Here is a 14,113-nt window from a genome sequence, read left to right as displayed (position 1 = left end):
TTTGTCAAAACAAAGCACATTATTAGATGCATAGCGGTATTTATTCTTTTCAATATAAGGCTATTAGTGATCATTTTTTATAGGTTCTGATTTAACATGATGAAAATAATATGCAATATCCAGCATGTCTTGATCACTTAATACATCGGCTTGTGAGTGCATTAGAATGGCTAGACCATCATTACGTTGACGCAATTTATAAGCTCTTAATGCAGCGACAAAGTAAGCTTGTTTTTGACCTTGAAGGTTAGGATAAGTATCAATAGCTGAAATGCCATCAACCCCATGGCAAGTCATACAGACCACTGATTTTTCTTTACCTTGAGAGTATTGTGCTTCAGTAATGGGCTCAGCTGCCGTTACTGTTATTGAAAAGAGCAAGGCATAGATTGTAAGCATGAATTTAACAAGTAAATGTTGTGTCATAGTCGATACTCAATTTTATTGTTATTACTGTTTATTAAAATAGGGCGTGATTAAACGTTGTTATTTAAAGATAGAGTAAATGGTGCTTTTTTGAATATTAGATCGATTGATTTTAAGAAAGGAGATTCTTAAATATAGGAATAGGGGGAGCCTGTTTCAATGATGGGGGTATTAATGATAATGAATAGCATTATTGTGTTTTCTTTATAAACAGTTGCTTAGTACATTTTAATTGGAATAATAACCGTTGATATAAACAGTATATATTTACACTAAGTGAGCATTAGAATAAGCAATGAATTAAATTATTTTCATATAATATATTTTTGTTTATATCGCTAATAGTTATAAAATGTAGCTATTATTATAACTAGTTAATAAATGTTAAATTATTTGATGGTATTTGTAGGCATAATCTAATACTTTATAGGTGTTTACAAAAAATAAGGATATTTAGTATGGATTTCTTCTTTTTTCGTTCAAAGAAGGTAACAAAAGCAACAACAGCATTACAAGCAAAGGAAAGGCTTGTCAGTGAAATTACCCGTCATAGAACGTCACGTCATTTGCAATTGATGAAAGATGAATTGACGCTGCTACTAACGCAATTTTCCCATATTAAAGAGAATAAAATTGACGTAGTTAAAAATACTAAATCACAATTAGTATTAAAAATTAATGCCAAATTAAGTCATTAGATTATGATGAATTCTATTGTGTTTAGTGATTAAAAAGCCGACATAATATCGGCTTTTTAATCGTTTAGATTGTTAATAATAAGCGTTAACGTGCAGCTTCAAAGGCCAGTGCTTTTTTCTCAAACACTCGAAACAGTAATGTCAGTAAACCATTAACCGCAAGATAGAATGCACCCGCCACAGCAAAGACCGTCAAAGTATCATAAGTTTGTGCATTAATACGTTGTGCATAACCCATAATATCCATAATAGTAATTGTGCTTGCTAGTGATGTGCCCTTAAAGACTAAAATCACTTCATTTGAATAAGCAGGAACCGCACGACGAATCGCAAAGGGAAGTAATACACCCAATGTTGCTTTGGTATTCATGCCTAATGCACGGCAAGCATGCCATTGACCTTTAGGTATTGCATCAAATGCGCCTTTAAATAACTGGGTACTATAAGCGGCAGTATTTAACGCTAATGCAAGCATGGCACAAAACCATGGTTGACTTAACCAATCCCATAAAAAACTCTGACGAATAACCTCAAATTGTCCTGGACCATAATAGACTAAAAATATTTGTACTAATAATGGTGTCCCCGTAAAGAGGGTAATAATGCCACGGCTGATCCAATGAATAATGGGTGTACGTAATATTAAACTGGCTGTCATTAATAAAGCCAAGCTACAACCGACTAATAAAGAGGCTGCTGTTAATTCAAGGCTGGTAATTAGCCCTTGCACCATCAGCCAAAAATTTTGTTCATTCATGCGGTTGCTCCTTGGCTTTTATGAGGTTGAGTATTAGAGCCATCTTGCTCGCTGAATTTTCTTTCGATTATTTTAATAATACGTTGAGTAATCAAAGTAATAATTAAATACACGGCAGCGGCGGTGGCATACCACGTAAAGCTTTCATGCGTTGCCGCTGAAGCTAATTGAGCTTGTTTTAATAAATCAGTAACACCAATTAATGAAACCAATGCGGTGTCTTTTAATAATACTAACCACTGATTTGTTAAACCGGGTAATGCATGACGCACCGCTTGCGGTAAAATAATACTGAAAAAAGTACGTTGTTTACTGATGCCTAGTGCGGTTGCTGCTTCTTGCTGACCTTTAGGAACGGCTTTTAATGCCCCGCGTATCGTTTGAGCAGCATAAGAAGCAAAAATAAGTGACAGTGCAATGACACCCGATAAAAATGGGCTGATCTCAATGAATTCGCCAGTGATGTAAAAAATAATTTCGCCTGAACCAAAAAAGATAAAAAGTACGACTAATAGTTCAGGCAGACCACGGAGGATAGTCACGATAAATGTTGTTGGCCATGCGATAGCACGATAACGTGACATTTCGCCACCTGCAAATAACATTGCTAAAACTAACCCTACCGCTAAACTGACAAAAGCAAGCTGGATTGTCATCCAGCTAGCCTCTAGCAGGGATTGTGAATATCCCGTTAATATCATAAGTTACTTACCAAAATACTGTTCGAAGATGACTTGGTACTGACCATTTGCTTTAATGGCCGCCAGCGCTTTATTTAATTGTTCTACTAATGCTTGGTTATTTTTATTTACGGCAATACCGAAACCATTACCAAAATATTTAGCATTGGTAACAGGTTTTCCGACATAAGACAGTTTGTCGCCGTTGTCTTTTTTAAACCATTCAGCAACAACCGCAGTATCACCAAACACGGAATCAATACGACCATTTTGCATATCAATAAATGCATCTTGGTAACTGGTATAAGGTACGGCAGTTACGTCAGGCATTTGATCGGTAATATAGCTCTGGTGCGTAGAACCATTTTGTACGCCTACACGCTTGCCCTTAAGTGCCGTTTGATCTGCAACATGGTCTTTTAATGATACAAACGCAGCGGCATTGTCATAATAGGTATTACTAAAACTGACTTGTTGTTGACGTGCCTCGGTGATGTCCATTGCTGAAATTGCGGCATCATAACGTTTGAATTTAAGTGCTGGAATAAGGCTATCAAATGCTTGGTTATGGAATGTACAGGTTGCTTTCATTTCTGAACACAAAGCTTTAGCTATATCAATATCAAAACCTTGAATTTGATTGTTAGCATCCATGTATTCAAATGGCGCATAAGTTGCTTCTGCTGCAAATTTAAGATCTTGTGCCATGGCATGACCAGATGCTAAGCCAATTATTGCCGCTAATAACATTTTTTTCATCGCTATACTCCATGCGGGTGTGTTACGTAGTTTTCTATCTACGCCGTTTTTAAAAAGATACCTATCAATGATTAAGGTATTCTGCAAATTGGGTTGTTTGTGGAGCAGTAAAAGCACCATGGTTACCATGTTCAATTACACGACCGTTTTCCATGTATAAAATGTGACTTGCAATTTTTTTTGCAAAATCGACTTCATGGGTAACAACAACTTGGGTTATTCCTGTACCACTAAGATCTTTTATGATCTTAACGATTTGGCTGGTGATCTCTGGATCCAGTGCTGCGGTTGGTTCATCAAACAGCAGTACATCGGGTTTCATCATTAATGCACGCGCAATCGCTACCCGTTGTTGTTGGCCACCAGACAGTTGTAATGGCCATGCATTTGCTTTATCTGCAAGATGTAATTGCGTCAAAATATCTAATGCTTGTTGTTTAGCGACAGCTTTATTTATGCCTAATACTTTTGTTGGTGCTTCAATTAGATTTTCAATCACTGTTTTGTGGGGCCAAAGATTATATTGTTGAAATACCATTCCCACTTTTTTTCTTAACGCTAAGCCTTTTTGTTCTGAAATAGGCTTTGAAAAATCAAACAGATCATTGGCAATCGTTAATTTGCCATCAGTGGCATTCTCTAACAGGTTTAATACCCGTAGTAGCGAGCTTTTACCTGCGCCACTTGGACCTAACAAAACTAATGTTTCGCCTGTGTTACAAGTAAAGCTGACATCATGCAGTACTTGGTTTGGACCATAAAATTTATTGATATTACTTACTTGAATACTCATGCTTTAATACTGCATTAATCGTCACTTAATTTATATACTACTCATCACGATATCTTATGCAAGGAAAATGTATAAAAAAATAATATGTTGTATATTTGTTTAATATCGAATGATTTAACCGTTTAAATTGCTTGGTTTTAATACTTTAAATTAACAATTAACGAACATGGAATAAATCTTCGATACTGAGTGCATATTGATGACAATAAACGGCAGTGATGCTGTTTTAATGGAATGATTAATTAGTCACTATGGTGTGAGTCGTTATGTAAGCGGATTTATAGTTGGACAGTAGCGATATTGTTGTTTTTATTTATGCTTAAATAGCACATGGTGCAGTAGTAATAGAAGAATAAAGAGGATGTGTTTACGTCAGAAATTGCTGTCGATAGAGATAAAAAAAGCAGCCATAAAGGCTGCTGATTATAACATAATAGAGGTATGTGAAATTAAGCGGTTGCCATTACAGATTGTTGGCGTGCTTGTGTTACTAAAATGAAACCGATAACCGCAATAAAACCAGTAATAAACATTGCAACAGTTACCGTTAATAAACCATATCCAGCAAAGGCAGAGACTAAACCACTTGCTGCAAAACAAACCATTGTTTGCATAAAGTTAAGTAGACCCGCAGCCGTTGCACTACAGTTTCTGAAATCAGAGAGTGCTGCGCTAATAACTAATGGGTAAACAGCACCATTAGCAACCGCAAGGAAGCAGAATGGAATTAGAATTGGCCAGATAGTTGTTACATTCATTGAGATTGAAATAACAAACATGATCAATACGCTGGCAAAGAACAATGCCAAAATCCATGGTAGAAGTTTCTTACTCTCAAAATGATTCAGCAAAGTACGACAGCCGTAACCACCCACAATAAAGGCAACTGTTTGTGGTGCATAGCTTAAACCAATATCAGTACCTGAATAACCCATTGCTGACATAACAAAGGGTGAGCCTGTTAAATAAGCAAAGAAAGCGGCTGAACATGCGGCAAAAATTAGCATGTTACCCCAGAATTTCTTTGAGCTTAGAATTTGGCTGTAATCATTACGCAGTTTTACCGTTAACTTTTGTTGTTGTTGGCTAAGGTTAGCGCTTTCTGGTTCGCACAGTGTCATGATGGCTAATACTGCACCAAAGCCCACTAAGGCGATGAAGATACTACGCCAGCCTAATTGATGCTCAAGCATCGCGCCTAACAAAGGTGCTAAAGCAGGAGACAATGCGACTAAAGGCATGATTGTTGCGAATACACGCTCAGAAACTTTACCGTCATAACGGTCAACCACAACCGCTTGCCAGATAACTGTAGCACTACATGCGCCTAATGCCTGTACAAAACGAGCAGCAAGGAAGACTTCAATATTTGGTGCAAATGAACATGCAATAGAAGCAAGGCTGAATAGCACCATACCGCCAACAAGCACTTTAATGCGTCCTACACGATCAGATAACGGACCGTAAACAACTTGTCCTAATGCCATACCAAGTAAAAAGACACTGAGCGAAAGGCCGATAAGAGATTGGGTTGTTGCAAAGTCGGCACGAAGCGTCTCAAATGAAGGTAAATACATATCAGTAGCAAGGAAGCCAAGCATACTTAAACATGCAAACCAGAATAGGGTAATTTTAGAAGGTTGATTTTTCATTTTATACTTTTAGTCAATATTACAATTGGTACTAGTGTAATACTGGTTTTAATGGCTGTGAAACGCTAAAATTTAAACCATGCTTTCAAAAAATTTGATGTGATATGTTTTCTTATAATGATCTCCAAGTTATAGACGTTGTTGCCCGTCGTGGCAGCTTTTCAGGCGCTGCGGAAGAATTGCACAAAGTGCCTAGCGCCATCAGTTATACCGTTAGATTGATAGAAGAGCGTTTAGCTGTCGAATTATTTGTTCGATTGCATAGGCAGGTTAAACTAACGCCAGCCGGGGAGTATTTTGTTGAAGAATCACGCAAAATAATCAAACAGATGCAATTAATGAAATACCAAACACAACGGGTTGCCAATGGTTGGTCACAAAATGTATCGGTTGCATTAGATACCGTGGTACGCCAAAGTCGCGTTAATATGCTGGTAAAAGATTTTTATGAACATTTTCCTGATGTGGAATTACATCTAACAATGGAAGTGTTTAATGGGGTGTGGGATGCGCTTGCAGATGGACGGGCTGATATTGCCATTGGTGCAACAGCAGCAGTACCGGTAGGTGGCAGCTTTGATTATCGAGATATGGGCACATTGACATGGAAATTTGTGATTGATCCACAGCATCCGTTAGCGAGCTGTGATCACCCATTAGAGCCTCATGAACTCGCGCAATACCCCGCAATATGTTTAGAAGATACTTCTCGTACGTTACCGAAACGGATCACATGGCTGATGGATAACCAACGCCGAATACTGGTTCCTAATTGGCACAGTGCTATGCAATGTTTAAAAGCCGGGTTAGGGGTCAGCGTGGTGCCTAGCCACATGGCCATTCCCTTAATTGAAACGGGTGAGCTAATTGAAAAAGAGTTAGCGATTAAACCCTCAGTGAGCCCTTGTTGTTTAGCATGGAGCACTGAAACCATGAATCCCGCAGTAAGTTGGTTGTTAGATTATCTCGGTGATAGCGAACAGTTACATCATCAGTGGGTACGTTGATTCGCAGTTTATTTTGTGAAAAGAGGTTGCTGGATGTAGATGTGATATTTACATCCAGCCGCATTAATTTAATTTTTTAGAGTGTGATAACCTGCCCAGATGCGAGTCGCAGTGGTGATCCAGCATAAGCTACCAAAAATCCACGCAATAACGTCAAAGTATTGTGGTAAAAGGCAAAATAGTACAAAACAAGCAATCGTTTCAGTACCTTCAGTCAGCCCCCCAATGTAATACAACGATTTTTGTTTATATACTGGGCTTTCAATATTACGTTTCCCCGCCATGATTGCAAATGCAAGAAAGCTTGAACCCGTGCCAATAAAAGAAAAAATTAAGAATGCACCCGCAATGGCATTTTGTTGTGGATCGGCCAATACAAAGCCAAACGGAATCAAAGAATAAAATAAGAAATCTAACGTAATATCAAGAAATCCACCGCAATCGGTAATACCTTGACGGCGAGCAACGGCACCATCAAGACCATCAAATAATCGATTCACGATAATAAAAAATAAGGCTAATCCATAATGTTCAAATGCCAACGCTGGCAATGAAAATAGGCCAAGAATAAAACCACCAAGAGTGATTTGATTGGCACTGATACCATATTTTTCAGGTAATGTAGCCAGCTTTGCTAATGGCTGACGTATAAGAGTAATACTGTAACGGTCGAGCATGGTATGTCCTGCTTTATTATTTTTATTGCCAAGGCCAGTTTAAAACATCGCCATTTGTTGGTATATCATCGTCATCATGGGTAACCATTAGCGCGGGGATATTACGTTGTTGAATTTGATCAAATACAAACTGACGAAATGCAGCCCGTAGAGTTTTATCTAATTTACTAAAAGGTTCATCAAGTAATACCGCTTGGGGTTGTGATAGTAATAATCGCATCATACTGATCCTCGCTCGTTGTCCTCCAGATATCTCATGGGCTTGTTGATGTTGTAAATGGAGTAAATCCAATTCATCCAATGTTGCTAATGCTTGGTGCTTACGTTGACTGCCTTTAATCTCTTGTGGCAATCCGAAAGCAATATTTTGCCAAATATTAAGGTGAGGAAACAGTAAATCATCTTGAAAAACAATCCCTATATGCCGCATGTTAGGGGCTAATGAGGTTATCGATTGTTTATTAAGCTGTATGTCACCTGTTACGGTGAAATCAGGGGCGAGATGACCCGCAATGGCACTAAGAATTGTGGATTTACCACTGCCACTTGGCCCCATGAGTGTCATTATTTGTCCCGCTTTAACCTCAAAGGTTAACGGCCCTACAATTAAATTATTATGACGATGACGCAAGGTCAGTTGTGAAACAGAAAGGGCCATAAGATTATCTGCTTATTCGAGTTTGAGCGGGTGATGTTTTGCGTTGTGCCAACATCATCGCGATAGTAAAAAAGACCAAAGGTAATAATCCTTGTAATAACCCATAAATTGCACTGATGCGTCGGTCCTGACCACTGGCAAGTGTTACCGCTTCCGTGGTCAAGGTTGATACGCGCCCTGCACCTAGCATTTGTGTGGGTAAATATTGTGCCAAACTGACACTGCACCCAACCGCAAAGGCTAACCATAATGCAGGTTTTAATTGTGGAAACTTCACCCGCCACCATGTTTGCCAACCATTTAAGCCTAAACTTCTCGCGGTTTGATCTAAACGTTGATCGTAACTACGCCATGGTCCATCTAAAGTAAGATAAATATACGGGAACACATACAGCCAATGGCTCCAACTTACCCATAACCAAAAATATTGACCGGGAATAAATGATATCGCGGTTTGCATACCAAATAATAATGATAGTTGTGGCGCGACCATTGGAATCGCAATTAATGTCGTTGGGATTCCGCGTTGATATTTTTGACGATATTCAAGACACAGGATCACCATAATTAAGGCACAAAAACTGCTGATCAGCGCCAGAAAAATACTATTACTTATTAATTGTTGCAACGGTTCAAGTTGTTGTTGCCAAAAACGAACACTATAGCGGCTTGGGAGTAAATCAGGAAAACGCCACCGTAATGCAAACGACCAGATAACTAAAATAGGCAGCATAACGAGTGGTAACAATAATAAGCCGCGACTAAAAAAAGCAGCAATAGGCGAGGGGATACGACGAGCGGGGTGTTGAATCGCGCCACGATATTGCCATGATGTTGAGTATGATAATCGCCACCATTCTGCTAAACGTAATAGTCCAAAGGTGATGATTACAATTCCAAATAATAGTAATGCACCTGCTGCTGCGCGAGGTAATTGCGTTAAGTCACCATCAGTAAACCATTGCCAAATTAACATTGATAATGTGCTGGGATGTGTTGGACCAATAATCAGCGCCACATCAACAACCGCTAAACCATAACCGGCTACGGCAAAAATCGCTAAACGTAATTTTGGTAACCATAGTGGCAAAATAACCATATGCCATGTTTGTTGATGATTGTAGCCAAGACTGATAGAAACTTGATATAGACGTTTTATATCAAGTTGCTTGAGTATGCTAATACTCATTAACAATAAAAAAGGCGTTTCTTTAATGGCTAACGCGAACAATAATCCTAAACCAAAATGGTCATGAATGAGATTAGGATAAAGAGTATCGGCGAAGCCTGCATGATGCCAAATACGGGCTAACCAACCTGTTGATGAAAACATCAAACCAAAACCAAGTACAAACGCAATATGAGGAAAAGCGAGTAATGGTGCTAATAAACGTTCAATTTTGTGCCATTTAGGGCTAAGCCAATAGCGGCGAAGTATTAAATAGCACCACCATAAAGCAAGCAGTGTACTGCCTAACCCTGATAGTAGTGTTAGACAAATAGAATCAATGAGATCAGGCCAGGCAAAGAGTTGCTGCCAACCTAATAATGATGGTTGATGCATGTTTAATGCGGGTAGCCATGCAAAAGCTGGGGCAAGCATGCCAAGAAAGCCAATGACCAATGGACTTGCAAATAGCAATAATGTGACAACAAATATAATGGCTAACATAAGGCTCAAATAAACATCAACGAGGAAAGCTAACTTGCTATCATAATGCAAGTTAGCTTAATTTATAATAACTATAACAGCGGCTTAGTTACCGTATTCTAGTTGCCATATCTTAGTTGCCATTGATGCTCAATTGCCGCTAACCATGTAGGGTTTGGCTCGGCAATGGAAGGATATGGCGTAAAGTTTGGTTTGTTATACGCTGCTGGCAGTTGTTTAAAAGCCTGCGGAGTTAAGATTGTAGGATCACCCCACAGATTAGTATCGGCTTTACGTGCTTGTGCTTCAGGGCTTAATAAGAAATTAATCGCCACTAATGCACCCGCTTTGGCATTTGCGTTCCACGGAATAGCTAGAAAGTGGATATTGGTTAATGCGCCAGCACTAAAGGCATAAGTTTTTGCTTTATCAGTTAAATTACCATTAGCAATGGCTGCTGCGGCAGCGTTCGGGTTGAACGTAATCGCTAATAGTAATTGCTGATCATCAAGTAACTGTATAGTTTCTGCACTCCCTGATGGAAATTGTTTACCTTGATGCCATGCAACTTTATGGAGTTGATCAAGATAGTGCCACAATGGTGCTGTTACGCGATCAAACAGCGCTTGATCTTTTGGTAACTCCAAGGGTTGATATAACGCTTTCTTATCAGTGGTTAGTTCTAACAGTGCAGCTTTTAAAAAACTAGTGCCATGAAACTCAGGTGGTTTAGGGTAGCTGATTTTTCCCGGATGTTCTTGAGCTAAAGCCAATAATGCCTTAAAGCTTTTGGGTGGGTGCTTTAATGTTTCTGGATCATAAATAAAGACCAACTGACCAACACCCCATGGCGCTTCTAATCCTTGCGTTGGTTCTGAAAAGTCTTTATCAATAGGTAATGATTTATCAACATATTTCCAGTTTGGTAATTGCTGCGTAAATGGACCGTATAACAAACCATTTTGCTTCATTGAACGAAAGTTTTCGCCATTGATCCATACTATATCAACACTGCCACCGCTGTTTTTGCCTGCGGTTTTTTCTGCCAATAAACGTTGCGTGGTTTCAGCAATGTCAGTCACTTTTACTTGTTTTAATGTCACACCGTAACGATGTTGCAACTGAGTATTCGCCCATAGCAGATAATCATTAATTTCTTGACTGCCGCCCCAAGCATTAAAATAGACAGTTTCACCTTTAGCCTGAGTAAGGGTTTGTTTCCATGTTGGTATAATATTAACGTTTTTGTGCTGCTCACTAGCATGTACCGCGGTACTGCTAATTATCAAGGCTGCGGTTAGCGTTAGCTTTTTTAAAGTAGAAAATGATGTTCTCACAATTGATGTCCTTATTGACGTCATTATTAGCTACGCATCCACTGATGATATTTTTTCACCCAAGCCAGCAATTTTTGAGGTGCATGGGCTTTTTTCCATACGCCAGCGGTGTATTTTGCGCCTTCGCTCATGGTTGGGTAAGGGTGAATAGTGCCTAAGATTTTATTTAGCCCTAAATTATGACGCATGGCTAAAGTAAATTCTGCTAATAAATCACCAGCATGATGACCTACAATGGTTGCACCAAGAATTTTATCACTACCTTTAGGGGTTAAGATTTTAATAAAACCTTCATCATAACCATCGGCAATAGCACGATCTAAATCATCCAATCCATAACGGGTGACTTCATAGTCGATACCTTGTGCTTGAGCTTCTTTTTCATTAATACCAACACGTGCTAGTTCTGGCGCTGTATAAGTCACGGCAGGGATCACGGAATAATCGACTTTGAATTTCTTAACGGCACCAAATAAACTATTGACTGCGGCATACCATGCTTGGTGAGCGGCAACGTGGGTTAGTTGGTAAGGACCTGCAACATCACCCACGGCATAAATATTTGGATACTGAGTTTGTAGGTATTGGTTAACAGCGACAGTGCCACGCTCTGTTGTGGTAATGCCGAGTTCTTCTAAACCAAAGCCTTGTACATTCGCAACGCGCCCTAAAGCGACCATTACGGCATCAAATTCTATGCTCACTTGTTGGTTGTCATGTTCAACAACAACACGTTGGATACGTTGGCCATTGTCATCAAGAGTAGATTCAAATTGGACCGCATTATGTTGCAGTAAGATGTTTACACCATCGTGAGCAAGAGACTGCTCAACTAACTGAGCCGCATCGCGATCTTCACGGTTTAGTAGTTGGGGTGATCGTTCAACAATCGTGACTTCAGCACCTAATCGGCAGAAACTTTGGGCTAATTCACAACCAATAGGGCCACCACCAAGGATCAATAATCGCTTAGGAAGGGCTGTTAATTGCCATACAGTATCAGACGTTAAGTAATTAACCGTATCTAAGCCAGGGATCGCAGGCACTAATGGACGCGCGCCAGTTGCAATAACAATATTACGGGTTGTAATGCGAGTGCCATTCACTTCAACTTCCCATGGCGATAGGATAGTTGCATCACCTGTAACACAGTTGACACCTAATTGACTGTAACGTTCGATGGAGTCATGGGGTTCAATTTTTGCGATAACATTATGGATACGTCCCATCACTTGAGCAAAATCGATGTGATTAATTTGAGCATCGATACCAAGCGTTGATGCATTTTTAATATCTGCGGCAGTATGTGCTGCGCGAATAAGTGCTTTTGACGGTACACAACCGGTATTTAAACAATCACCGCCCATTTTGTGACGTTCAATAAGAGTAACTTCTGCTTTTACTGCTGCTGCAATATAGGCACTAACTAAGCCACCAGAACCTGCACCAATGACAACTAAGTTTTGATCAAAGCGAGCGGGTTTTTGCCATTGTTGGTATTGTTTTTTCATTGCCATTGTTTTCATTATCCATTTTGTAAGTAATGGGAAGAGGCCGAGTAGAACTAAAGAGAATAAAACCGGTGCTGAGATAATACCGCTGAGTGAATCTATTTTTCCAAGTTGAGTACCCGCATTAATATAAACCGCAGTACCCGCTAGCATGCCTAATTGGCTAACAAAGAAAAAAGTACGGGTTTTAATGATGGTTAATCCCATTAAAAGATTAATAAGGAAAAACGGAAAAACTGGAATTAAACGTAAACTCAGTAGATAAAAGCCACCTTCTTTTTTAATGCCATTATTTAATGTGGTTAAGCGATTACCAAATTTTGATTGTACCCAGTCGCGTAATATAAAACGACTAGATAGAAATGCTAATGTCGCACCAATCGTACTGGCAAACGACACCATAATCAGGCTTGTCCAAAAACCAAATAATGCAGCACCTAATAAGGTTAATATTGATGCTCCTGGAATTGAAAGGGCAGTGACTAAAATATATAAACTAAAAAAGCTAATATAAGCCGTAATTGGATTATCAATAATATAATCTTGGAGTGTTAATTGTTCACGTTTGGCGGCTTCAAGTGTCAAATATTGGCCGAGGTCAAAATAAAACCAAGCGCCGATAATTGTTAGGATAACTAAAAGCAATAAAATTTTATTATTTTTCATTATGGCTCCTTAGTTGTTCTTTATCTGCTGTTGATGTTGTTGGCACTGTGTTTTGTTGAGTCTGAGGTTGAATTGGTAATGAACAGAAACCTTGCGCGGGCACATCTAGCGCAGTATTAAACTTAGCGGATAAATTTTGAAAACTCACTAATGCGGTTAATTCAATAATATCATCGCTGCTATACCACGTTGCAAGTGTCGCTAGCATTTCATCACTGACTTGTTGGTCATTAAGGGTCATTGCTTCTGTATACGTTAATACCGCTTGTTCTTGTTCTGAAAAATGTTCAGAAGTTTGCCAATGGGCTAATGCTTTAATTTTTTCTAATGAATGACAGCGTTCGGCTAATTTCATTCCATTAGCATCAACACAAAAAGCGCAGTTATTAAGTTGTGATACGCGGACGCAGACTAACGATCGCATAACGGCATCAATGGGGGATTTTTTACGATCAAGATAACCAAAGAACAAAGCCACTAACCAGAAAAGTACAGGTTTTCGTCCCCATAATTTAGCTGGATTGAGTATGTTGCCGAAATGGCGTTTTTGCAACCACAGTAACGGTTTGACCCACAATGAAAATGTTTTTTTGGTTAATATACGCAAGGTATGTCCTTATTAAATGAGAATCACATCGACTCTTAAGTAGCAAGACCGAGGTAACTAATATTGTATTTCATTTAATGACAAAAAATTTTTTTATTCAAAATATTATTGGAAATAATAAATAGCAAATAATAATAACGAAAGTCGTAATCGATACATTAAGAGCAAAATGTGACATGTATATGTTATTTTTTGTGATTGATAATAAAAAAATAGTTAATGAAAGGTTTTGTT

The 14,113-nt window shown here is 38.9% G+C and carries 14 protein-coding genes; 2 read left to right on the top strand and 12 right to left on the bottom strand.

Going from position 1 to position 14,113, the window contains the following annotated elements; genetic code table 11:
* Positions 1-63 precede the first annotated feature (63 nt).
* Positions 64-426, bottom strand: coding sequence for a c-type cytochrome (locus C9J51_RS11960; RefSeq protein ID WP_045037031.1), 363 nt, complete (start codon positions 424-426; stop codon positions 64-66).
* Between the two features lie 458 nt (positions 427-884).
* On the opposite strand from C9J51_RS11960, the gene C9J51_RS11955 reads away from it, so the two are divergent.
* On the top strand, positions 885-1,124 hold the full coding sequence (locus C9J51_RS11955; RefSeq protein ID WP_107236907.1) for a hypothetical protein: 240 nt from the start codon (positions 885-887) through the stop codon (positions 1,122-1,124).
* Positions 1,125-1,209: 85 nt separating this feature from the next.
* Here C9J51_RS11955 and artM read toward each other — a convergent pair whose 3' ends face one another.
* From artM to punC, 5 genes are all read right to left on the bottom strand, one after another.
* Positions 1,210-1,881 (bottom strand): arginine ABC transporter permease ArtM, encoded by a 672-nt coding sequence (artM, locus tag C9J51_RS11950; protein ID WP_045037029.1) that lies wholly within the window; start codon positions 1,879-1,881, stop codon positions 1,210-1,212.
* Positions 1,878-2,582 (bottom strand): arginine ABC transporter permease ArtQ, encoded by a 705-nt coding sequence (gene artQ, locus C9J51_RS11945; RefSeq protein WP_045037028.1) that lies wholly within the window; start codon positions 2,580-2,582, stop codon positions 1,878-1,880. Before artQ ends, artM begins: the two co-directional genes overlap by 4 nt.
* A 3-nt stretch (positions 2,583-2,585) precedes the next feature.
* Positions 2,586-3,320 (bottom strand): lysine/arginine/ornithine ABC transporter substrate-binding protein, encoded by a 735-nt coding sequence (locus C9J51_RS11940; protein ID WP_045040282.1) that lies wholly within the window; start codon positions 3,318-3,320, stop codon positions 2,586-2,588.
* A gap of 64 nt (positions 3,321-3,384) precedes the next feature.
* Positions 3,385-4,113: an arginine ABC transporter ATP-binding protein ArtP gene (gene artP / locus C9J51_RS11935; protein WP_045037026.1), complete on the bottom strand. Its 729-nt coding sequence runs from the start codon at positions 4,111-4,113 to the stop codon at positions 3,385-3,387.
* 449 nt (positions 4,114-4,562) lie between these two features.
* The gene (gene punC, locus C9J51_RS11930; RefSeq protein ID WP_045040283.1) at positions 4,563-5,765 is read right to left on the bottom strand and encodes a purine nucleoside transporter PunC; all 1,203 of its coding nucleotides are present in this window, start codon (positions 5,763-5,765) and stop codon (positions 4,563-4,565) included.
* 104 nt (positions 5,766-5,869) lie between these two features.
* Between punC and punR the strand changes: the two genes are divergently transcribed.
* Positions 5,870-6,772: a DNA-binding transcriptional activator PunR gene (gene punR, locus C9J51_RS11925; protein ID WP_045037024.1), complete on the top strand. Its 903-nt coding sequence runs from the start codon at positions 5,870-5,872 to the stop codon at positions 6,770-6,772.
* Between the two features lie 68 nt (positions 6,773-6,840).
* Here the strand turns inward: punR and C9J51_RS11920 are convergent, their stop codons facing one another.
* The 6 genes from C9J51_RS11920 to C9J51_RS11895 all read right to left on the bottom strand — a co-directional run bounded on the left by C9J51_RS11920 (position 6,841) and on the right by C9J51_RS11895 (position 13,879).
* Complete coding sequence (locus C9J51_RS11920) at positions 6,841-7,449, bottom strand: CDP-alcohol phosphatidyltransferase family protein (protein ID WP_045037023.1); 609 nt, start codon at positions 7,447-7,449, stop codon at positions 6,841-6,843.
* Positions 7,450-7,471: 22 nt separating this feature from the next.
* Entirely contained in the window at positions 7,472-8,107 is a 636-nt protein-coding gene (locus C9J51_RS11915) for an ATP-binding cassette domain-containing protein (protein ID WP_045037022.1), read from the bottom strand.
* A gap of 4 nt (positions 8,108-8,111) precedes the next feature.
* Entirely contained in the window at positions 8,112-9,779 is a 1,668-nt protein-coding gene (locus C9J51_RS11910; protein WP_107275138.1) for an ABC transporter permease, read from the bottom strand.
* 98 nt (positions 9,780-9,877) lie between these two features.
* Entirely contained in the window at positions 9,878-11,041 is a 1,164-nt protein-coding gene (locus C9J51_RS11905; protein WP_244907452.1) for an ABC transporter substrate-binding protein, read from the bottom strand.
* Between the two features lie 80 nt (positions 11,042-11,121).
* Positions 11,122-13,272 (bottom strand): FAD-dependent oxidoreductase, encoded by a 2,151-nt coding sequence (locus C9J51_RS11900; RefSeq protein ID WP_045040284.1) that lies wholly within the window; start codon positions 13,270-13,272, stop codon positions 11,122-11,124.
* The gene (locus tag C9J51_RS11895) at positions 13,262-13,879 is read right to left on the bottom strand and encodes a carboxymuconolactone decarboxylase family protein (protein WP_045040285.1); all 618 of its coding nucleotides are present in this window, start codon (positions 13,877-13,879) and stop codon (positions 13,262-13,264) included. The genes C9J51_RS11900 and C9J51_RS11895 overlap by 11 nt, the downstream gene beginning before the upstream one ends.
* Between the last annotated feature and the right edge of the window lie 234 nt (positions 13,880-14,113).

The sequence above is a fragment of the Photobacterium iliopiscarium genome, from assembly GCF_003026395.1.
Classification (GTDB): domain Bacteria; phylum Pseudomonadota; class Gammaproteobacteria; order Enterobacterales; family Vibrionaceae; genus Photobacterium; species Photobacterium iliopiscarium.
The sequence above is the reverse complement of the archived record's forward strand: the minus strand, read 5'-3'. Positions and strand labels throughout refer to the sequence as shown.

Coding starts and splice junctions, on each gene's coding strand:
- C9J51_RS11920 (WP_045037023.1), bottom strand. CDS start 7,449: ATGCTCGACCGTTACAGTATTACTCTTATACGTCAGCCATTAGCAAAG.
- C9J51_RS11910 (WP_107275138.1), bottom strand. CDS start 9,779: ATGTTAGCCATTATATTTGTTGTCACATTATTGCTATTTGCAAGTCCA.
- C9J51_RS11940 (WP_045040282.1), bottom strand. CDS start 3,320: ATGAAAAAAATGTTATTAGCGGCAATAATTGGCTTAGCATCTGGTCAT.
- artQ (WP_045037028.1), bottom strand. CDS start 2,582: ATGATATTAACGGGATATTCACAATCCCTGCTAGAGGCTAGCTGGATG.
- artM (WP_045037029.1), bottom strand. CDS start 1,881: ATGAATGAACAAAATTTTTGGCTGATGGTGCAAGGGCTAATTACCAGC.
- punC (WP_045040283.1), bottom strand. CDS start 5,765: ATGAAAAATCAACCTTCTAAAATTACCCTATTCTGGTTTGCATGTTTA.
- punR (WP_045037024.1), top strand. CDS start 5,870: ATGTTTTCTTATAATGATCTCCAAGTTATAGACGTTGTTGCCCGTCGT.
- C9J51_RS11915 (WP_045037022.1), bottom strand. CDS start 8,107: ATGGCCCTTTCTGTTTCACAACTGACCTTGCGTCATCGTCATAATAAT.
- artP (WP_045037026.1), bottom strand. CDS start 4,113: ATGAGTATTCAAGTAAGTAATATCAATAAATTTTATGGTCCAAACCAA.
- C9J51_RS11955 (WP_107236907.1), top strand. CDS start 885: ATGGATTTCTTCTTTTTTCGTTCAAAGAAGGTAACAAAAGCAACAACA.
- C9J51_RS11900 (WP_045040284.1), bottom strand. CDS start 13,272: ATGAAAAATAATAAAATTTTATTGCTTTTAGTTATCCTAACAATTATC.
- C9J51_RS11960 (WP_045037031.1), bottom strand. CDS start 426: ATGACACAACATTTACTTGTTAAATTCATGCTTACAATCTATGCCTTG.